Origin of the sequence: Sphingopyxis sp. Root154 (genome assembly GCF_001427105.1) — a bacterium.
In the GTDB taxonomy this organism is placed as follows: domain Bacteria; phylum Pseudomonadota; class Alphaproteobacteria; order Sphingomonadales; family Sphingomonadaceae; genus Sphingopyxis.
Map to the genome: position 1 here is coordinate 101,759 of NZ_LMGI01000003.1, position 19,340 is coordinate 121,098.

16 protein-coding genes are annotated in these 19,340 nt (G+C 63.2%); 8 read left to right on the forward strand and 8 right to left on the reverse strand.

The window, feature by feature from the left end:
- Positions 1–21: 21 nt before the first annotated feature.
- Both rpoB and rpoC read left to right on the forward strand, forming a co-directional pair.
- Positions 22–4,200 (forward strand): DNA-directed RNA polymerase subunit beta, encoded by a 4,179-nt coding sequence (gene rpoB / locus ASD73_RS16020; protein ID WP_056376104.1) that lies wholly within the window; start codon positions 22–24, stop codon positions 4,198–4,200.
- A 55-nt stretch (positions 4,201–4,255) separates the two neighbouring features.
- A complete protein-coding gene (gene rpoC / locus ASD73_RS16025; RefSeq protein ID WP_056373900.1) occupies positions 4,256–8,539 on the forward strand; it encodes a DNA-directed RNA polymerase subunit beta' in 4,284 nt (1,427 codons plus the stop codon).
- A gap of 340 nt (positions 8,540–8,879) precedes the next feature.
- Here the strand turns inward: rpoC and ASD73_RS16030 are convergent, their stop codons facing one another.
- Complete coding sequence (locus ASD73_RS16030; RefSeq protein WP_235534520.1) at positions 8,880–9,083, reverse strand: PspC domain-containing protein; 204 nt, start codon at positions 9,081–9,083, stop codon at positions 8,880–8,882.
- Positions 9,084–9,116: 33 nt separating this feature from the next.
- The gene (locus ASD73_RS23435; protein WP_268746382.1) at positions 9,117–9,245 is read right to left on the reverse strand and encodes a hypothetical protein; all 129 of its coding nucleotides are present in this window, start codon (positions 9,243–9,245) and stop codon (positions 9,117–9,119) included.
- Between the two features lie 242 nt (positions 9,246–9,487).
- On the opposite strand from ASD73_RS23435, the gene recF reads away from it, so the two are divergent.
- On the forward strand, positions 9,488–10,597 hold the full coding sequence (gene recF / locus ASD73_RS16035) for a DNA replication/repair protein RecF (RefSeq protein WP_056373902.1): 1,110 nt from the start codon (positions 9,488–9,490) through the stop codon (positions 10,595–10,597).
- A 141-nt stretch (positions 10,598–10,738) separates the two neighbouring features.
- Here the strand turns inward: recF and ASD73_RS16040 are convergent, their stop codons facing one another.
- The gene (locus ASD73_RS16040; protein ID WP_056373904.1) at positions 10,739–11,083 is read right to left on the reverse strand and encodes an ArsC/Spx/MgsR family protein; all 345 of its coding nucleotides are present in this window, start codon (positions 11,081–11,083) and stop codon (positions 10,739–10,741) included.
- 226 nt (positions 11,084–11,309) lie between these two features.
- On the opposite strand from ASD73_RS16040, the gene ASD73_RS16045 reads away from it, so the two are divergent.
- A complete protein-coding gene (locus ASD73_RS16045; RefSeq protein ID WP_235534522.1) occupies positions 11,310–11,999 on the forward strand; it encodes a murein L,D-transpeptidase catalytic domain-containing protein in 690 nt (229 codons plus the stop codon).
- A 184-nt stretch (positions 12,000–12,183) separates the two neighbouring features.
- Positions 12,184–13,182: a ribosome small subunit-dependent GTPase A gene (gene rsgA / locus ASD73_RS16050; RefSeq protein ID WP_056373906.1), complete on the forward strand. Its 999-nt coding sequence runs from the start codon at positions 12,184–12,186 to the stop codon at positions 13,180–13,182.
- A gap of 107 nt (positions 13,183–13,289) precedes the next feature.
- Here rsgA and ASD73_RS16055 read toward each other — a convergent pair whose 3' ends face one another.
- The 4 genes from ASD73_RS16055 to ASD73_RS16070 form a co-directional block, all read right to left on the reverse strand.
- Positions 13,290–14,651 carry a L,D-transpeptidase family protein gene (locus ASD73_RS16055; protein ID WP_156377436.1) on the reverse strand — a complete coding sequence of 454 codons (1,362 nt, stop codon included), beginning with the start codon at positions 14,649–14,651 and terminating at the stop codon, positions 13,290–13,292.
- A 72-nt stretch (positions 14,652–14,723) separates the two neighbouring features.
- Positions 14,724–16,085, reverse strand: a complete 1,362-nt coding sequence (accC, locus tag ASD73_RS16060; protein ID WP_056373909.1) for an acetyl-CoA carboxylase biotin carboxylase subunit — start codon at positions 16,083–16,085, stop codon at positions 14,724–14,726.
- A gap of 7 nt (positions 16,086–16,092) precedes the next feature.
- Complete coding sequence (gene accB / locus ASD73_RS16065) at positions 16,093–16,572, reverse strand: acetyl-CoA carboxylase biotin carboxyl carrier protein (protein ID WP_056373910.1); 480 nt, start codon at positions 16,570–16,572, stop codon at positions 16,093–16,095.
- Positions 16,573–16,641: 69 nt separating this feature from the next.
- A complete protein-coding gene (locus tag ASD73_RS16070; RefSeq protein ID WP_056373913.1) occupies positions 16,642–17,094 on the reverse strand; it encodes a type II 3-dehydroquinate dehydratase in 453 nt (150 codons plus the stop codon).
- Between the two features lie 81 nt (positions 17,095–17,175).
- Between ASD73_RS16070 and thiS the strand changes: the two genes are divergently transcribed.
- The 3 genes from thiS to ASD73_RS16085 are packed head-to-tail and all read left to right on the forward strand — an operon-like array spanning position 17,176 to position 18,505.
- The gene (gene thiS / locus ASD73_RS16075; protein ID WP_056373915.1) at positions 17,176–17,376 is read left to right on the forward strand and encodes a sulfur carrier protein ThiS; all 201 of its coding nucleotides are present in this window, start codon (positions 17,176–17,178) and stop codon (positions 17,374–17,376) included.
- Complete coding sequence (locus tag ASD73_RS16080) at positions 17,376–17,726, forward strand: VOC family protein (protein ID WP_056373917.1); 351 nt, start codon at positions 17,376–17,378, stop codon at positions 17,724–17,726. Before thiS ends, ASD73_RS16080 begins: the two co-directional genes overlap by 1 nt.
- A 2-nt stretch (positions 17,727–17,728) precedes the next feature.
- Positions 17,729–18,505, forward strand: a complete 777-nt coding sequence (locus ASD73_RS16085; RefSeq protein ID WP_327196928.1) for a thiazole synthase — start codon at positions 17,729–17,731, stop codon at positions 18,503–18,505.
- Positions 18,506–18,510: 5 nt separating this feature from the next.
- On the opposite strand, the gene ASD73_RS16090 is transcribed toward ASD73_RS16085, so the two are convergent.
- The gene (locus ASD73_RS16090) at positions 18,511–19,248 is read right to left on the reverse strand and encodes a pentapeptide repeat-containing protein (protein WP_056373921.1); all 738 of its coding nucleotides are present in this window, start codon (positions 19,246–19,248) and stop codon (positions 18,511–18,513) included.
- Positions 19,249–19,340: the final 92 nt, after the last annotated feature.

Here is a 19,340-nt window from a genome sequence, read left to right on the forward strand (position 1 = left end):
TGACAGGCGAGACAATCACTTATGGCGACCAAGGCGAAGTCGGTGGGCAAGGCCCTCGAAGCAACCGCAAGCAAGCGAATCCGTAAGCTGTTCGGCAACATCCACGAAGCGGTGGAGATGCCCAACCTCATCGAGGTGCAGCGCGAATCCTATGAGCAATTCCTGCGGTCCGACCCCTCAGTCGGCTATGTTTCGGGCCTCGAAAAGACGCTGCGCAGCGTTTTTCCGATCCGCGATTTCGCCGGCACCGCCGAGCTCGACTTCGTTCACTATGAACTTGAAGCGCCGAAGTATGACGTCGAGGAATGCCGTCAGCGCGGCATCACCTATGCGGCGCCGATGAAGGTCACGCTGCGCCTGATCGTCTTTGAAGTCGACAGCGAAACCGACACCCGTTCGGTCCTCGATATCAAGGAGCAGGACGTTTACATGGGCGACATGCCGCTCATGACCGAGAACGGCACCTTCTTCGTCAATGGCACCGAGCGCGTTATCGTGTCGCAGATGCACCGTTCGCCGGGTGTGCTCTTCGACCATGACCGCGGCAAGACCCACTCGTCGGGCAAGTTCCTGTTCGCCGCGCGCGTGATCCCGTATCGCGGTTCGTGGCTCGACTTCGAATTCGACGCCAAGGACATCGTCAACGTCCGCATCGACCGCAAGCGCAAGCTGCCGGTCACCAGCCTGCTGTATGCGCTGGGCATGTCGGGCGAGGAAATCCTCAACCACTTCTATGACCGCCTCGTCTTCGAGCGCGCCGAGAATGGCTGGCGCGTGCCCTTCATGGTTGAAAACTGGCGCGGTGCGAAGCCCGCGTTCGATGTCGTCGACGCCAAGACCGGCGAAGTCGTCTTCGCCSCCGGCCACAAGATCAGCCCGCGCCTTGCCAACAAGGCCGCGAAGGACGGTCTCGACACGCTGCTGATCCCGACCGAGGAAATCTTCGGCCGTTACAGCGCCTATGACCTGATCAACGAGTCGACCGGCGAGATCTACATCGAAGCCGGCGACGAAGTGAGCGCCGACAATCTCGAAAAGATCGACGCCGCAGGCATCGACAAGCTCGTCCTGCTCGACATTGACCACAACAACACCGGTCCCTGGATCCGCAACACGCTGAAGGCCGACAAGGCCGAGGACCGCGACCAGGCGCTTTCGGACATCTATCGCGTCATGCGCCCCGGCGAACCGCCGACGCGCGAAACCGCGGAAGCTTTGTTCGGCGGCCTGTTCTTTGACCCCGAGCGTTACGACCTGTCGGCCGTGGGCCGCGTCAAGCTCAACATGCGCCTTGGCCTCGAGGCCGAGGACACGGTGACCACGCTGCGCAGCGACGACATCCTCGCCGTCGTCAAGGAACTGGTGAACCTGAAGGACGGCAAGGGCGAAATCGACGATATCGACAACCTCGGTAACCGTCGTGTCCGTTCGGTCGGCGAACTGCTCGAAAACCAGTATCGCGTCGGCCTGCTCCGCATGGAGCGCGCCGTGAAGGAGCGCATGAGCTCGGTCGACGTGTCGACCGTGATGCCGAACGACCTGATCAACGCGAAGCCGGCCGTGGCCGCGGTTCGTGAATTCTTCGGTTCGTCGCAGCTCTCGCAGTTCATGGACCAGACCAACCCGCTGTCCGAAGTGACGCACAAGCGTCGCGTGTCGGCGCTCGGGCCGGGCGGTCTGACGCGCGAACGCGCGGGCTTCGAAGTGCGCGACGTTCACCCGACGCACTATGGCCGTATCTGCCCGATCGAAACGCCGGAAGGCCCGAACATCGGTCTGATCAACTCGCTCGCAACCTTCGCGCGCGTGAACAAGTATGGCTTCATCGAAACCCCGTATCGCAAGATCGTCGACGGCAAGGTCACGACTGACGTCGTCTACCTCTCGGCGATGGAAGAGCAAAAGCACACGGTTGCGCAGGCGAACGCCGATCTCAACGACGACGGCAGCTTCATCGACGAGCTGATCTCGGCACGTGAAGCGGGCGAATTCCTGATGGCCCCGCGCGATCAGATTACGCTGATGGACGTGTCGCCGAAGCAGCTCGTTTCGGTCGCGGCATCGCTCATTCCGTTTCTCGAAAACGATGACGCCAACCGCGCGCTCATGGGTTCGAACATGCAGCGTCAGGCTGTGCCGCTGATCCGGGCCGAGGCTCCGGTTGTCGGCACCGGCATGGAAGAAACCGTTGCGCGCGACTCCGGCGCGGCTATCGCGGCGCGCCGCGGCGGCGTGATCGACCAGGTCGACGCGACGCGTATCGTTATCCGTGCGACCGATATGGTCGAACCCGGCAAGTCGGGCGTCGACATTTATCGCCTCCAGAAGTTCCAGCGTTCGAACCAGAACACCTGCATCAACCAGCGTCCGCTGGTGAAGGTGGGCGAGATCGTCCGCGCGGGCGACATCATCGCCGACGGTCCGTCGACCGAACTGGGCGAACTGGCGCTCGGCAAGAATGTGCTCGTCGCGTTCATGCCGTGGAACGGCTACAACTATGAGGATTCGATCCTCATCAGCGAGCGCATCGTGAAGGACGACGTCTTCACCTCGATCCACATCGAGGAATTCGAAGTCACCGCACGCGACACGCGCCTCGGGCCGGAAGACATCACGCGCGACATCCCGAACGTCGGCGAGGAAGCGCTTCGCAACCTCGACGAAGCGGGCATCGTCTATATCGGCGCCGAAGTCGGCCCGGGCGACATTCTGGCCGGCAAGATCACCCCCAAGGGTGAATCGCCGATGACGCCGGAAGAAAAGCTGCTGCGCGCGATCTTCGGTGAAAAGGCCAGCGACGTGCGCGACACCTCGCTTCGCCTGCCGCCGGGCGTGTCGGGCACGGTCGTCGAAGTCCGCGTCTTCAACCGTCACGGTATCGACAAGGACGAGCGCGCGATCGCGATCGAACGCGAAGAGATCGAGCGTCTGAAGCAGGATGCCGACGACGAACGCGCGATTCTCAACCGTGCGACCTTCTCGAGCCTCAAGGAACTGCTCATCGGTCAGGCGACCAGCGCAGTGCCCAAGGGCCTGAAGAAGGGCGATGTTGTCACCGAAGAGATGCTGGTCGACCTCGACCGCGCCGACTGGTGGAAGCTGGCCGTTGTCGAAGACAATGCCCAGGCCGCCCTCGAAGCGATCAAGGCGCAGTATGACGACGCGATCAAGCGGATCAGCGCGAAGTATGAAGATCGCGTCGAAAAGCTGCAGCGTGGCGACGAACTCGCCCCGGGCGTGCTCAAGATGGTCAAGGTCTTTGTCGCGGTGAAGCGCAAGCTGCAGTCGGGCGACAAGATGGCCGGCCGTCACGGCAACAAGGGCATCATCAGCCGCATCCTGCCGATCGAGGACATGCCGTTCCTCGAAGACGGGACGCACGTCGACTTCGTTCTGAACCCGCTGGGCGTGCCGTCGCGCATGAACGTCGGGCAGATCCTCGAAACGCACCTCGGCTGGGCATCGCGCGGCTTCGGTCGCCAGATCACCGCGGCGCTCGAGGATTGGCGCATGGCGAATCCCGACCCCGAGGCGGGCGCCCCGCCCGAGGCGGTGCGCGAAGCGCTGCTTCATGCCTATGGCGATGAATATGCGGACGAGATCAAGGCGCGTACCTCGGAGGAGGTCGTCGATCTTGCCTCGAATCTTTCGGTGGGCGTGCCCTTCGCGACCCCGGTTTTCGACGGTGCGCGCGAAGGCGACGTGTCGGCGATGCTGGAACGCGCCGGTCTCGACCGGTCGGGTCAGGTCGATCTGTACGATGGCCGCACCGGCGATCGTTTCGATCGCAAGGTGACGGTGGGGTATATGTATATCCTGAAGCTGCATCACCTCGTCGACGACAAGATCCACGCGCGTTCGATCGGGCCGTACTCGCTTGTCACCCAGCAGCCGCTGGGCGGTAAGGCGCAGTTCGGTGGCCAGCGCTTCGGTGAAATGGAAGTGTGGGCGCTGCAGGCTTATGGCGCCGCGTACACGCTTCAGGAAATGCTGACGGTGAAGTCCGATGACGTGATCGGCCGCACCAAGGTTTACGAAGCGATCGTCAAGGGCGACGACACCTTCGAGGCCGGCATTCCCGAAAGCTTCAACGTGCTCGTCAAGGAAATGCGCTCGCTGGGCCTCAATGTCGAACTGTCTTCCTATGCGGAAGAAGATCCCGACAATCTCCCGGATGCCCTTCCCGAAGCCGCCGAATAATGATTTTCCTCACTCCCTTCGCCCACGGCGAAGGGGGAAGAGTGGAGCTTAGAATATGAACCAGCTTACCAACTTCATGAACCCGGTCGCGAAGCCCGAAACCTTCGACATGATCAAGATCGGCATCGCGAGCCCGGAACGTATCCGCTCGTGGTCGTTCGGCGAAATCAAGAAGCCCGAAACCATCAACTATCGCACGTTCAAGCCCGAGCGTGACGGCCTGTTCTGCGCGCGTATCTTTGGCCCGATCAAGGATTATGAATGCCTGTGCGGCAAGTATAAGCGCATGAAATACAAGGGCATCGTCTGCGAAAAATGCGGTGTCGAAGTCACGGTGACCAAGGTCCGCCGCGAGCGTATGGGCCATATCGAGCTCGCCGCGCCGGTCGCGCACATCTGGTTCCTGAAGTCGCTGCCGTCGCGCATCGGCCTGCTGCTCGACATGCAGCTGAAGCAGCTCGAGCGCGTCCTCTATTTCGAAGCCTATATCGTTCTTGAGCCCGGCCTGACCCCGCTCGAGAAGTTCCAGCTTCTGACCGAAGACGAACTGCTCGACGCGCAGGACGAATATGGCGAAGACGCTTTCTCGGCCGGCATCGGCGCCGAGGCGATCCGCGTGCTTCTCGAAAATCTCGATCTGGAGCAGGAACGCACCGATCTGATGGAAGATCTCGCGACGACCAAGTCGGAGCTGAAGCCCAAGAAGATCATCAAGCGCCTCAAGGTCGTGGAATCGTTCATCGATTCGGGCAACCGCCCCGAATGGATGATCCTCGAAGTCGTCCCCGTGATCCCGCCCGAACTGCGCCCGCTGGTGCCGCTCGACGGCGGCCGCTTCGCGACGTCGGATCTCAACGACCTGTATCGCCGCGTGATCAACCGCAACAACCGCCTGAAGCGCCTGATGGAGCTGCGCGCGCCGGACATCATCGTTCGCAACGAAAAGCGCATGCTGCAGGAAGCCGTCGACGCGCTGTTCGATAACGGCCGCCGCGGCCGCACGATCACGGGCGCGAACAAACGTCCCCTGAAGTCGCTGTCCGACATGCTCAAGGGCAAGCAGGGCCGCTTCCGTCAGAACCTGCTCGGCAAGCGCGTCGACTATTCGGGCCGTTCGGTCATCGTGACCGGTCCCGAACTCAAGCTGCACCAGTGCGGCCTGCCGAAGAAGATGGCGCTCGAACTGTTCAAGCCTTTCATCTACGCGCGCCTCGACGCCAAGGGTCTGTCGATGACCCTGAAGCAGGCGAAGAAGTGGGTCGAAAAGGAACGCAAGGAAGTCTGGGACATCCTCGACGAAGTCATTCGCGAGCACCCGGTCCTCCTGAACCGCGCGCCGACGCTTCACCGCCTTGGCATCCAGGCGTTCGAGCCCGTGCTGATCGAAGGCAAGGCGATCCAGCTTCACCCGCTGGTCTGTGCTGCTTTCAATGCCGACTTCGACGGTGACCAGATGGCCGTTCACGTTCCGCTGAGCCTCGAGGCGCAGCTGGAAGCGCGCGTGCTGATGATGTCGACGAACAACATCCTCAGCCCCGCGAACGGCAAGCCGATCATCGTTCCGTCGCAGGACATGGTGCTGGGTCTCTATTATCTGTCGATGGAGCGCCCGGGCGAGCCGGGCGAGGGCATGCTGCTCGCCGACATGGCCGAAGTGCATCAGGCGCTTCACATCGGTGCGGTCACGCTGCACACGAAGGTCATCAGCCGCGTCCCGCAGACCGACGAACAGGGCAATGAGTATCAGAAGCGTTTCGAAACCACCCCGGGACGCATGCTGATCGGCGAATGCCTGCCGAAGTCGCACACCGTGCCCTTCGACGTCGTCAACCGCCTTCTCACCAAGAAGGAAATCGGCGACGTGATCGATCAGGTCTATCGTCACACCGGCCAGAAAGAGACCGTGCTGTTCGCCGACGCCATCATGGCGCTGGGCTTCCGCAACGCGTTCAAGGCGGGCATTTCCTTCGGCAAGGATGACATGATCATCCCCGAGTCGAAGGAAGGCATGGTCAACGAAACCCGTGCGCTGGTGAAGGATTTCGAGCAGCAGTATCAGGACGGCCTGATCACGCAGCAGGAAAAGTACAACAAGGCGATCGACGCCTGGTCGCAGTGCGGCGACAAGGTCGCGAACGCGATGATGGACGAAATCCGCGCCGAGCCGAAGGACCCGAAGACGGGGCGTCTGGCCCCGATCAACTCCATCTATATGATGGCGCACTCGGGTGCCCGTGGTTCGCAGGCGCAGATGAAGCAGCTTGCCGGTATGCGCGGCCTGATGGCCAAGCCGTCGGGCGAGATCATCGAAACGCCGATCATCTCGAACTTTAAGGAAGGCCTGACCGTTCTCGAGTATTTCAACTCGACCCACGGTGCGCGTAAGGGTCTGGCCGATACGGCGCTCAAGACGGCGAACTCGGGTTACCTGACCCGCCGTCTGGTCGACGTGTCGCAGGACTGCGTCGTGATCGAGGAAGATTGCGGCACCGAACGCGGCATGGAAATGCGTGCGATCATCCAGGGCGGTTCGACGATTGCCTCGCTGGGCGAACGCATCCTCGGCCGTACCACGCTCGAAGACGTCGTCGACAAGGACGGCAATGTCATCGCGCCTGTGGGCACGTTGCTCGACGAACCGACGACGCAGCGGATCGAAGATGCCGAAGTCCAGTCGGTCAAGATCCGTTCGCCGCTGGTCTGCGAAGCGGTGCTGGGTGTTTGCGGCAAATGTTACGGCCGCGACCTTGCGCGCGGAACGCCCGTCAACATCGGTGAAGCTGTCGGCGTTATCGCCGCGCAGTCGATCGGTGAGCCGGGCACGCAGCTGACGATGCGTACGTTCCACATCGGTGGTGCGGCGCAGGTCAACGAGCAGTCGAACGCCGAAGCGATTTCGGACGGTACGATCGAATATCGCGACATGGCGACGATCGTCGACCAGCGTGGCCGCCGCCTGGCGCTGTCGCGTTCGGGCGAAATTGCGATCATCGACAGCGAAGGTCGCGAGCGCGCGTCGCACAAGCTGCCTTATGGTGCGCAGATCCTGCACAAGGATGGCGAGAAGGTGAAGAAGGGCGACCGGATTGCCGAATGGGATCCGTTCACCATGCCGCTGATCACCGAAAAGCAGGGCGTCGTGAAGTATCAGGATCTGGAAGATACCAAGACCCTGATCGAACAGGTCGACGAAGCGACGGGCATCGCCCAGCGCGTCGTGATCGAATATCGCTCGGCGGGCCGCGCCAAGAAGGAAGACCTTCAGCCGCGCCTGACCTTGCTCGACGATCAGTCGGGTGAAGCGGCACGCTACCTGCTCGCGGTCGGCACGATGCTGTCGGTCGAGGACGGTCAGGAAGTGCAGGCGGGCGACGTTCTGGCGCGTGTCAGCCGCGAAGCGTCGAAGACGCGCGACATCACCGGCGGTCTGCCGCGTGTTGCCGAGCTGTTCGAAGCGCGCATTCCGAAGGACAACAGCGTTATCGCGAAGATCAGCGGCCGCATTGAATTCGTCAAGGATTACAAGGCGAAGCGCAAGATCGCGATCGTTCCGGAAGAAGGCGATCCGATCGAGTACCTCATTCCCAAGTCGAAGGTGCTGGAAGTGCAGGAAGGCGACCAGGTCAAGCGCGGCGACGCGCTGATCAGCGGTTCGCCGAACCCGCACGACATCCTCGACGTCATGGGCGTGGAAGCACTCGCCGAATATCTCGTCGCGGAAATCCAGGAAGTCTATCGACTGCAGGGCGTGAAGATCAACGACAAGCACATCGAGGTGATCGTTCGCCAGATGCTGCAGAAGGTCGAAATCACCGCGGGCGGCGACACCACGTTGCTGCCGGGCGAACAGCTCGATTATCTGGAGATGATGGAATATAACGCCAAGCTGCCGAAGAATGGCGTGCCTGCGGAGGGCCGTCCGGTCCTCCTCGGCATCACCAAGGCGAGCCTGCAGACGCGCAGCTTCGTTTCGGCGGCGTCGTTCCAGGAGACGACCCGCGTTCTCACCGAGGCTTCGGTGCAGGGCAAGATCGACTCGCTGCAGGGCCTGAAGGAAAACGTCATCGTCGGCCGCCTCATCCCGGCGGGTACCGGCGCTGCCATGAACCGCGTCCGCGTCACCGCGTCGAGCAAGGATGCCGCGCTGCGCGCCTCCATGCGCGCCGCGAACCAGGAGCATCTGATTGCGCCTGCGACCGCTGCCGAAGAGCATGCCGCCGAACTGGCGCAGGGCCCTGAAGCCGCGATCGGCGACGATCCGCTGGGTGTCGTCGAAGGCGAAACCCACGGAAGCGATGCCGACGCCGGCGATTACCTGATCAAGGGCGACGAGGCGTAAGCCTGACCCTCGTTCCCGGGTGACAGCCTGAAAAGAACAGCCCCGCCGGAGCGATCCGGCGGGGCTTTTTTTTGGGGTTTGGGTGGTGCGCGGACGGTGGCGCCTTACCTTTCGTCATCCCGGACTTGATCCGGGATCCCGCTTTTAGAAGGCGTCGACAGACTGCGACATCAAGCGGGACCCCGGATCAAGTCCGGGGTGACGCGAGTGTTGGAGTCTGTAACAGGTCGCTAACGGACAAATAGAAAAGGGCCCACCGGGGTGCCGGTGAGCCCTTGGTCCTGGGAATATGCGGGCCGGTGCGACTGCGCTTTGAAAGCGTCCGGCCCTTTGCTCTGTCCTAGGGCGCGAGGATCGCGACGGCGAGGTACAGCAGCAGAGGCAGGCCGAAGCCCAACAGCGTCAGGGCGACAAAGCCGACGCGCGTCCACAAGACGTCGATGCCGAACTGGTCTGACATTCCGGCGCACACGCCGAAGATCATCCCGTCGCGACGATTCTTGCGAAAACCCTGTTTCATTTCTTTCCTTTCGATCCCGGCCATCGGGCCGGCGTTATTGGCGGGCTGGGGGACTGGTCAGGCGACCAGTCCACCGAAGTGTGCAGCGTTCGGGCCAACAGCAGCCAGGAACATCATCGAGCAATAAAGCGAGGCAACAGCGGCGATCGCGTAGCTCTTGAACGAGTCGACATTGAAATGGGCCATGATATTTTCCTTCCTTGAACCTTCCATTCCGGGCCATCCGGTGGATGCCGACACTATTGCAGGGACCGTGCCAATTTCATTCATTGGCGGTTAAGTGGGGTTTTTGGGTTTGCGACAGATTATTTCGTCGCGAAAAATGCGCCAAGGTGGTGAAAATTCCTGCTCGTCGGAAAATATTCAACGGAACTATGCGCGGCGTCGGACTGGAATCGCGCGGGGGGCTGGGGTAGGCGGACAGGCAGATGACGCTGACCCGCCTTTCGCTAACCGATTTTCGCAATCATGCCGGAGCGGACATGGCGGCCGCGCCGGGGCTCGTTGCGCTGCACGGCGACAATGGCGCGGGCAAGACCAATATATTAGAGGCAATCTCGCTGCTCGCGCCCGGCCGCGGCCTCCGCCGTGCCGCGCTCTCCGACATGGTGCGCGACGGCGCGGGCGGCGGCTTTGCCGTCTTTGCCGAGGTTCAGGCCGGCGCCGACCTCGCGCCGGTGGCGCTGGGGACCGGGATCGAGGCCGCGCAGCCAGGGCGGCGGATCGTGCGCATCAATGGCGCGACCGCCGCCGCGACCGCGCTGGGCGACTGGCTGGCGGTTTTGTGGCTGACCCCCGCGATGGACCGGCTGTTCGTCGAGACTGCGGGCAACCGGCGGCGTTTTCTCGACCGCCTCGTCCTCGCGCTCGATCCGCGGCACGCGCAGCACAGCAACCGGTACGAGGCGGCGCTCCGCGCGCGGGGGAAGCTGCTCGCCGACCTCGGGCAAGCCGACCAGCAATGGCTGACGAGCCTCGAAGCGCAGCTTGCCGAACATGGCGCGGCGATGGATGCGGCGCGGCAGCATATGCTCGCGGGCCTGTCGACCGAACTTGCGGGCCAGCCCGACGCGCCGTTCGCGCGCCCGCTGCTGACGCTGGTCGACAGCGAAGGCGCCGCGCGAACGGCGCCGCACGATGTGGAAGCGATCAAGGCGCTCTTCGCCTCACGCCGCCGCATCGACGCGGCGGCGGGGCGCGCGACCGCGGGGCCGCACCGCGACGATCTGTCGGCGGTACATGCCGCGACCGGCCGCGCGGCGGCGCGCTGTTCGACCGGCGAGCAAAAGGCAATGCTGCTCTCACTCGTCCTCGCGCACAGCGACAGCGTCGCCCGCGCGCGCGGGCAAAGGCCCGTGCTGCTGCTCGACGAGGTTGCTGCACACCTCGACCCGCTGCGCCGCAGCGCGCTCTATGAGCGGATGGCGGGGCAGGGCGGGCAGGCGTGGCTCACCGGAACCGAGGCGGCGCTGTTCGACGACATGCCGGGGCCGGTGACGCGCTTCCGGATCGCGGGCGGGCGGATCGTCGCGGGTTAGTTGGCTAGCTCGCCAGCGCTTTCAAAATATCTTGCCAGTGCGTGATCAGGGCATAACCTGCCCCCGCTAACAATATGGTGCCCAGCCAGGTTTTGATGTTGGGCTCATTGCCTTGCGGACCTGAAGGCTTTCGAAGATCTTTCAAAGAATCTCGAGCACCCGGTCCTGCGGGCGACACAGGCGGACGCCCTTGTCGGTCTCGACGAGCGGGCGTTCGACATAGGCGGGGTTCGCGGCCATCGCAGCAATGATCGCGTCGTCGCTTGCGTCATTCAATCCGCGTTCCTCGGCATCGGTGCCGCGCAGGCGCAGCGCGTCGCGCGCGGTCAGCCCGGCGTCGTGGAACAGCTGGCGCAGCTTGTCCGCGCTGTACGGATTTTTGAGATATTCGACGACCGTCAGCGCGACGCCGGGCGTTTCCTGAAGAATCGCCAGCGTCTTGCGCGAGGTGCCGCAAACGGGGTTGTGCCAGATGGTTGCATTCATGGTGCGTGTCCTAACGCAGCCTTACAGCAGCGTAAACTCGCTATTCATGGCATATATGGCACATCTTCCCGCATGAAGGGGAACCATCAGCTTGCCTTTCGCGGCCAACACACGACTTATGCAAAGTCGAGGGACCGTAAAAGGCGGCCAATGCGGGGTTGGGTTGCAAGTGAATGAATTGATCGATCGACGGGCGATGTTGGCAGCGATGGCTGGAGCGGGGGCGATGGCCGCCGTACCCGCACGCGCACAACTCCCCAACTGGATTCAGCAGCCGGTGGCGCCTTTGCCGCCGCCGGTCGATTATCTCGCCGTGGCGAAGAGGCAGCTCGCGATGCAGGGACGCAATATCCCACAGAGCGACCGCGTCGGCGTCGTCGATTTCGGCCTGCCGTCGTCGCGCCCGCGCTTTGCGCTGGTCGACATGATTGCGGGCAAGGTCGACATGTTCCCGGTGACGCACGGGCGCGGGTCGGACCCGCAGCACGACGGCTGGCTCAAGAATTTCTCGAACCGCATGGGATCACTCGCGACCTCGCGCGGCGCGTACCGCACCAGCGATTATTATTGGGGCGCCAACGGGTCGTCGATGCGGCTCGCGGGATTGGAACCCGACAATTATTCTGCCGACCAGCGCGCGATCGTCGTGCATGGCGCCTGGTACGCCGATCCGGCGCTGATCGCGACGCAGGGCAAGCTGGGGCGCAGCGAGGGCTGCTTCGTGTTCGGCGAAGAGCTGCTGCCGATGATCCTCTACAAGCTCGGGCCGGGCCGCTTGCTGTTCGCCGACCGGCTGAGCCTGCCGCCGCCGATGCCCAAGCCGTTCGAACTGCCGCCCTCCGACCCGCTTCCGGGCATGGAGAATCTGCGGCGCGCGAGTTCGATCAGCGGGCCGTTGCCGAAGACGGCGGATTAATAGCGCAGCGTCGGCTTTAGGGCGGAAAGCGGACAATGCTGGCCACCAGAGGAATGCGGCTGTATGCCACCTCCCGAGGTTGGCCTGCCAATGCAGGTCCCCACATTTCAGTTCGCGCTTTTGGACCATAGCTGACGCCCAGAACCCGCGTATTGGGTAAAAAGAAAGACGCGTCTGCGGCTGTATGAAATGTCCCGATGAGACTTTAGAAGTACTAGGCTGGAAGGCTCATTTCCGCGAACAGGTCACTAGCGAGGAAGCCCGGCAATGCCATCCCGTCCGGGTGATGGCCGTCCATCGCGGCAAGATCGACGTTGCGGGTGCCGGATTTCAGCGCTTCATCGCGCCCTATATTCCAGGCGCCACGCCGTCGGACGATCATCCGACAGTCGGGGACTGGCTGCTTATCGACCGCGACACACTTCAGCCCGTACGCGTCCTGCGTCGAATAAACCTGTTCAAGCGGCGCGCACCGGGTGACCCCCGCAAAGAGCAGATGATCGCCGCCAACGTTGATACCCTGTTCATCGTCGCCTCGTGCAATCAGGATTTCAGCGTCGCCCGGCTGGAACGCTATTTGGTGCTGGCACGCGAGGTCGGGGTGAATCCGATCGTGGTTCTCACCAAAACCGACCTGACCGACTCGCCGGAGACTTTTGCAGCGGCCGCAAGCGCGATCGAACCGGGATTGCGCGTCGAACCCGTCAACGGCCGCGACCCTGCGAGTGTCGCTCGCCTCGCCGCATGGTGCGGTAAGGGCGAAACCGTTGCGCTTCTGGGATCGTCAGGCGTCGGAAAATCGACGCTCGTAAACACTTTGCGAGGCTCGGACAGCATTGCCACCCAAGCGATCCGCGCACGTGACGGTACGGGTCGCCATACCACCACGGTGCGCGAAATGCATCGACTCGACGGAGGCGGCTGGCTGCTCGACACGCCCGGTATGCGCGAGCTGCAACTGTCCGACGCGGCCACCGGGATATCGGAAGTTTTCGACGATTTCATCGCTGTGGCGCAACATTGCCGCTTTTCCGACTGTGCTCATGGCGTCGAGCCAGGCTGTGCCGTCCGAGCAGCGATTGCCGCGGGCGAATTTACCTCTGCGCGCTTCGATCGCTGGCGCAAACTGGCGGCCGAGGACAACGTCAACGCGTCGCATGTCAAGAGGCGTACGCCGGATTGACCAGTTCGCGATGAATTCCTGCCGGAACCAGACGACCTGATGCAACGCCAAGCCAAGGCATTGGGGCAACTTCCGAACGTCAGCGACCGGTCGTTAGTTGACGACTTTCAATAGATCCCGGTGGTCCCCGGCGCCGTGACGCGCGCGGTCGTAACCGTCGGCACGACGGCGGGCGGCATCGGAGCAATGATCGTCGCGGTCGGGCGGCCGGGCTTGGCGAAGCTCGCCACGACGGGCGCGTCGCGGCCATAGATGTCGGCGAGCTTCTTCACGCCGCCCTTGCCGTCGGGAATGACGGTCCAATAAGCGACATAGACGGGGAAGGGATTGTCAAAGCCGAAGCGCGTCGTCGCGCCGCTGGCGATCGCTTCGCCGAATTCCTCGGGGCTCTTGCCCGCGAACATCACCGCCATCAGGCCCGAGAAGTGCAGTGCGCGCTCGGTGCGAATGCAGCCGTGGCTGAACGCTCGCGCGGCGGCGGCGAACGCGCCCTTCGACGGCGTATCGTGCAGATAGATGGCGTGCGGGTTGAGCATCTCCATCTTCATCACGCCCAGCGCGTTGCCGGGTCCGGCCTTTTGCACGACCGACAAAGTCTTGCCGCTGCCCGTCCATGTATAGCCCTGCGCGCGCGCGGCGCCCGGATTGCGGGCGATCGTCGCGCCGATGCCCTCGTTGATGATGCTGCGCGGCAGCGTCCATGTCGGGTTGACGATGATGCCGGTCGCCATCGGGTTGAGCTGCGGCGTCGGAGTCGAGTTCTTGCCGACGACGGCCTTGTGCGTCGCGATGATCGTACCGCCGTGGACGACGCGGGTCAGATATTCGGGCACGTTGCTGACGACATAACGTTCGCCGAGCGCGCGCGGCATCCAGCGCCAGCGCTCCATGTTGACGCGGATCGCATTGGCTTCGGCGGGCGTCTTCGCCTTTTTGAGCGATGCCTTGAGCGCCGCGAAATCGGGATGCACGGGGTCGAGCGTCGCGAGCGTCTCGCTGACGGTTCCCGCACCGAGCGCCGCGGCGAGGAGCGACAGCAGGGGTTCGCTGTCACCGTCGCTGTCGACCATGAACCACTGCTTGCGTGCCGCATTGGGTGTGCGCCCGTCGCGCAGGTGCGTCGCGAGCAACAGGAAGGTGTCGGTCGCGGTCTTATCGAGCCGCGCCTGATCGCCGCTCATGATCGCGGCGGCGAGCGCATCGGGACTATAATCCTTGGCAAACAGCCCCTCGGCGCCGATACCCTCGATCGAAACCAGCAGCGCTTCGGCATTCTGCTTCGACCAGCTCGGCAAATTCGCCTCGGCGGCGGTTTCGACGACAGGGGCGTCGTCCTTCACCTTGTCGGGCTGAAGGATCACCGAATCTTCCTTGACCCCTTGCTGCGCGAAAGCGGGCACCGTGAGCAGGCTCAGCGGAAGGAGAAGCGCCGCAGCAGGGCGCGCCGAAAAGGGGGAGTTTTTGACCATGGCTAAAGCCCATAGCTAAAAAGCATCCACAGTTAAAGTGAGCTGCCGCACAACTCGACGCAAGAATAGATGTCAGGCCTTCGCCTCTTCATCCTGCTTTGCCAGCCATTCCTCGAGCCACTTGATCGTATAGTCGCCGTGGATGACATCGGGATCGGCGAGCAGCGCCTGATGCAGCGGGATGTTCGTCTTGACCCCCGCGATCACCATTTCCTCGAGCGCGCGACGCATCCGCATCATGCAGCTTTCGCGTGTGCGGCCGTAAACGATCAGTTTGCCGATCATGCTGTCGTAATAGGGCGGAATCGAATAGCCGGCGTAAAGCCCGCTATCGACGCGCACATGCATGCCGCCCGCGGCGTGATAGTTGGTCACTTTGCCGGGTGAGGGCATGAAGGTGCGCGGGTCCTCGGCATTGATGCGGCATTCCATCGCATGGCCGCGAAACTCCAGGTCTTCCTGTTTCACCGACAGGTCCGATCCGCCCGCGATGCGGATCTGTTCGCGGACAAGGTCGAAGCCGGTGATCATTTCGGTCACCGGATGCTCGACCTGGATGCGCGTGTTCATCTCGATGAAGAAGAATTCGCCATTTTCCCACAGGAACTCGATCGTGCCGGCGCCGCGATAGTGCATCGCCGCCATCGCGTCGGCGCACACCTTGCCCATGCGTGCGCGTTCCTCGGCCGAGATGATCGGCGAGGGGGCTTCTTCGAGCACTTTCTGGTGGCGGCGCTGGAGCGAGCAGTCACGCTCGCCCAAGTGGATGGCAGTGCCCCGGCCGTCGCCGAACACCTGGAATTCGATGTGCCGAGGATTGCCGAGATATTTTTCCATGTAAACGGTCGGATCGCCGAACGCCGCCGCGGCTTCGCTTGACGCCTGGCCCATCAGGCTTTCGAGGCTGTCGGCGTCGGGAACGACCTTCATCCCGCGCCCGCCGCCGCCTGATGCCGCCTTGATCAGCACCGGATAGCCGATTTCCTCGGCCATTTTGCGGCATTCGTCGCCATAGGTGACCGCGCCCGGCGAGCCCGGAACGACCGGCAGGCCGAGCGCGACCGCGGTGCGCTTCGCCTCGACCTTGTCGCCCATCGTGCGGATATGCTCGGGCTTCGGCCCGACGAAGATCATGTCATGCGCTTCGATGATCTCGGCGAAGCGCTCGTTTTCGGATAGGAAGCCATAGCCCGGGTGGATCGCGTCGGCGCCGGTGATTTCGGCGGCCGAGATGATCGCGGGGATGTTGAGATAGCTGTCCTTCGCCGCGGGCGGACCGATGCACACTGCTTCGTCGGCAAGGCGGACGTGCATCGCGTCGGCGTCGGCGGTCGAATGGACCGCGACTGTCTTAATGCCCATTTCGTGGCACGCGCGATGGATGCGCAGCGCGATCTCGCCGCGGTTGGCGATCAGGAGCTTTTCGATGGCCATTTTGGGATCAGCCGATGGTGAACAGCGGCTGGTCGAACTCGACCGGCTGGCTGTTCTCGACATGCACGGCCTTCAGCGTGCCCGACGCCGGCGCGGTGATCGGGTTCATCACCTTCATCGCCTCGACGATCAGGACCGTGTCGCCGGCCTTTACCGCCGAACCGATCGCGGCGAAATTCGGTGCGCCGGGTTCGGGTGAGAGATAGACGGTGCCGACCATCGGCGATTTGACGGCGTCGGCGAAGCTGTCGGCGGCCGGGGCCGCGGCAGCAGCGGGCGCTGCGGCGGTGGCCGGGGCGGCTGCGGCAACCGGCGCGGCGGCGGGAGCGTAAGCGACGGGCGCGGCGTTCAGCGTGCGCGCGACGCGGATCTTGCGCTCGCCGTCCTCGACCTCGATTTCGGACAATCCGGTGTCGTCGAGCAACTCGGCGAGCGCGCGGACATAGGCCGGATCGACGTTGATGCCATTGTCTTTATGGTCACCCATGAGAATATTTCCTGTTGTTGCGGCGTCGGTGTTCCGACGCTCAGACCCCGTTTTTGATGCGCCCTATTGTCAGAGACGGGCGGCGGCGTCCAGCGCCAGCGTGTAGCTGTTGGCGCCATGTCCGGCAAAATGCGCCACTGCGGCCATGCCGACATAGCTGATGTGCCGGAATTCCTCGCGCGTCATCGGGTCCGACAGATGGACCTCGATCACCGGCACCTTGATCGACCGGATCGCGTCGTGGATCGCGATCGAGGTGTGGGTATAGCCGCCGGCGTTGAGCAACACCGCCTTGGCGCCCGCGATATAGGCTTCGTGCAGCCAGTCGATCAGTACGCCCTCGTGGTTCGTCTGGCGGCATTCGACGCGCAATCCCAGTTCGTCCGCCTGCGCCTCGAGCCGCGCGTGGATGTCGTTTAGCGTGTCGTGCCCGTAGATCTCGGGCTCGCGCGTGCCGAGCAGGTTGAGGTTGGGGCCGGAGAAGACAAAGACGGTCGGCTTGTCGGTACGCTCGTTGGTCAAGGGCTTGGCTTTCGGTTGCGAGGACGCGCGCTCCCCCTATATGGGCTGCTCGGCAAAAGGCAAAGCAAGGCGGATTCACCAGTGATCTCGGTCATCCTCAACGGCGAACGACGGCAGGTGCGCGAAGGCAGCATCGCCGACCTCGTCGCATCGCTCGGCCTCGACGTGAAGAAGGTCGCGGTCGAGCGCAATCGCGAGATCGTGCCGCGCTCGACGCTTGCCGAAGTGACGCTCGCCGAGGGCGATGCGCTGGAAATAGTCCATTTCGTGGGGGGCGGCTGATGCCAGTCGCGCGGATCATACCCAACCGCTATGCCGACGACGCCCGGGCCGGCGAAGGCTTTTTCAACGATGTGCTGGGGCTGGAGACCGCGATGGCGATGGATTTCATCACCATATATCGCTCGGGCACCCAGCCGATGGCACAGATCAGCATCCTGACCGAAGATCCGTCGGGACTGCGACCCGCCTATTCGGTGGGTGTCGACGATGTCGATGCGGTGCATGCGCGGGCGGTCGCGGCGGGGCACGAGATCATATACGCCCTGCGCGACGAGCCGTGGGGTGTTCGCCGGTTTTTCGTTCGCGATCCGCTCGGCGACATCGCGAATGTGGTACAGAATAAGGATTGAATGTGGACAAGATCGACAGTTGGACCGTCGCCGGCCGGACTTTCACGTCGCGGCTGATTGTCGGCACCGGCAAATACAAGGATTTTGAGCAGAATGCCGCGGCGGTCGCAGCGTCGGGGGCGGAGATCGTCACCGTCGCGGTGCGCCGCGTCAATGTGTCGGACCCGACCGCGCCGATGCTCACCGATTATATCGATCCAAAGAAGATCACTTATCTGCCGAACACCGCGGGCTGCTTCAACGCCGACGACGCGATCCGCACGCTGCGGCTGGCGCGCGAGGCGGGCGGCTGGGATCTGGTGAAACTCGAGGTGCTCGGCGAGGCGAAGACGCTTTATCCGAACATGCGCGAGACGCTGGAGGCGACCGAGGTGCTCGCAAAAGAGGGCTTCCTGCCGATGGTCTATTGCGTTGACGACCCGATCGCCGCGAAGCAACTCGAGGATGCGGGCGCGGTCGCCGTGATGCCGCTGGGCGCGCCGATCGGCTCGGGGCTCGGCATCCAGAACCGCGTCACGATCCGCCTCATTGTTGAGGGCGCCTCGGTTCCTGTGCTCGTCGATGCGGGCGTCGGGACGGCGAGCGACGCCGCGGTCGCGATGGAACTCGGCTGCGACGGCGTGCTGATGAACACGGCGATTGCTGAGGCGAAGGACCCGATCCGCATGGCACGCGCGATGAGGCTCGCGGTCGAGGCGGGGCGCGACTCGTATCTCGCAGGGCGTATGGGCGTTCGTCGCTACGCCGATCCGTCGAGCCCGCTGGCGGGGCTGATCTAAGCCCTTCAGTCCGGATAGACCTCCAGCCCCATGGCCGCGAGCAGATGCGGCTGCTGGCCGGCCGATACGATCATGCCTTCGAGGGTTGCCAGTTCCCTGAGGTTCAGGTCGGCCACATCGGCGCCGCGAAGGTCGGCGCGTGCGAATTTGGCGCCGGCAGTGAGCGCGAGGACAAGATCGCTCCCGCGCAGGTCCGCGCCTTCCAGATCGGAATCGAATAGAACCGCTTCGCGAAAGGTCGAGTTCGAAAGGTCGCAATCGGGCATCCGGATTCCGTTCAGGTCGGCGAATTCGAGATTGCAGCCGCGCACGCTGGCGGCTGTCTTAACGAGCTTGCGGCCAAACGTCCGGCTGAAATCGGCCTTGTGAAACTCGGCGCCTCGCATGTTGCAGGCATCGAATTCGACGCCGAACAGCGTTGAGCGGTCGATCTTGGCAAAGGAAAGGTCGCAGCGCCTGAAACGTGACTGGTCGAGACGCGAGAAGGCGAATTGTGCGCCGACGTGGCCAGCGTCGTCGATGAAGGAACAGTCCTCGAAAATCGCATCGCGCATATCGACATTGGCAAAGCGGCACCGGATCAGGCGAACCTGGGTCAGGCGAGCATCCTGCAGGCAAGTTCCCGTTAACTGGACGTCGCGCAGCACGCATTTCGTCAGCGTCGCGCCCGCCAGGTCGATCTCGGCGAAGTCGAAGCTGGAAAGATCGGTGTGTTCGATGATGCAGCCCGGTTTGAGTTTCAACACATCTCTCCTCTAACCGGCGCGCGCGTCGATACAGTAGGCAATGAGGTGGAACGTATCAAGAACAATTATGCCGATTGACCGACTACCCC

What these genes read in the sequence shown, in the direction of transcription:
- rpoC (WP_056373900.1), top strand. Translation starts at nt 4,256, where the DNA reads ATGAACCAGCTTACCAACTTCATGAACCCGGTCGCGAAGCCCGAAACC.
- ASD73_RS16030 (WP_235534520.1), bottom strand. Translation starts at nt 9,083, where the DNA reads ATGGCCGGGATCGAAAGGAAAGAAATGAAACAGGGTTTTCGCAAGAAT.
- ASD73_RS23435 (WP_268746382.1), bottom strand. Translation starts at nt 9,245, where the DNA reads ATGGCCCATTTCAATGTCGACTCGTTCAAGAGCTACGCGATCGCCGCT.
- recF (WP_056373902.1), top strand. Translation starts at nt 9,488, where the DNA reads ATGACGCTGACCCGCCTTTCGCTAACCGATTTTCGCAATCATGCCGGA.
- ASD73_RS16040 (WP_056373904.1), bottom strand. Translation starts at nt 11,083, where the DNA reads ATGAATGCAACCATCTGGCACAACCCCGTTTGCGGCACCTCGCGCAAG.
- ASD73_RS16045 (WP_235534522.1), top strand. Translation starts at nt 11,310, where the DNA reads ATGGCCGCCGTACCCGCACGCGCACAACTCCCCAACTGGATTCAGCAG.
- rsgA (WP_056373906.1), top strand. Translation starts at nt 12,184, where the DNA reads ATGAAATGTCCCGATGAGACTTTAGAAGTACTAGGCTGGAAGGCTCAT.
- ASD73_RS16055 (WP_156377436.1), bottom strand. Translation starts at nt 14,651, where the DNA reads ATGGTCAAAAACTCCCCCTTTTCGGCGCGCCCTGCTGCGGCGCTTCTC.
- accC (WP_056373909.1), bottom strand. Translation starts at nt 16,085, where the DNA reads ATGGCCATCGAAAAGCTCCTGATCGCCAACCGCGGCGAGATCGCGCTG.
- accB (WP_056373910.1), bottom strand. Translation starts at nt 16,572, where the DNA reads ATGGGTGACCATAAAGACAATGGCATCAACGTCGATCCGGCCTATGTC.
- ASD73_RS16080 (WP_056373917.1), top strand. Translation starts at nt 17,376, where the DNA reads ATGCCAGTCGCGCGGATCATACCCAACCGCTATGCCGACGACGCCCGG.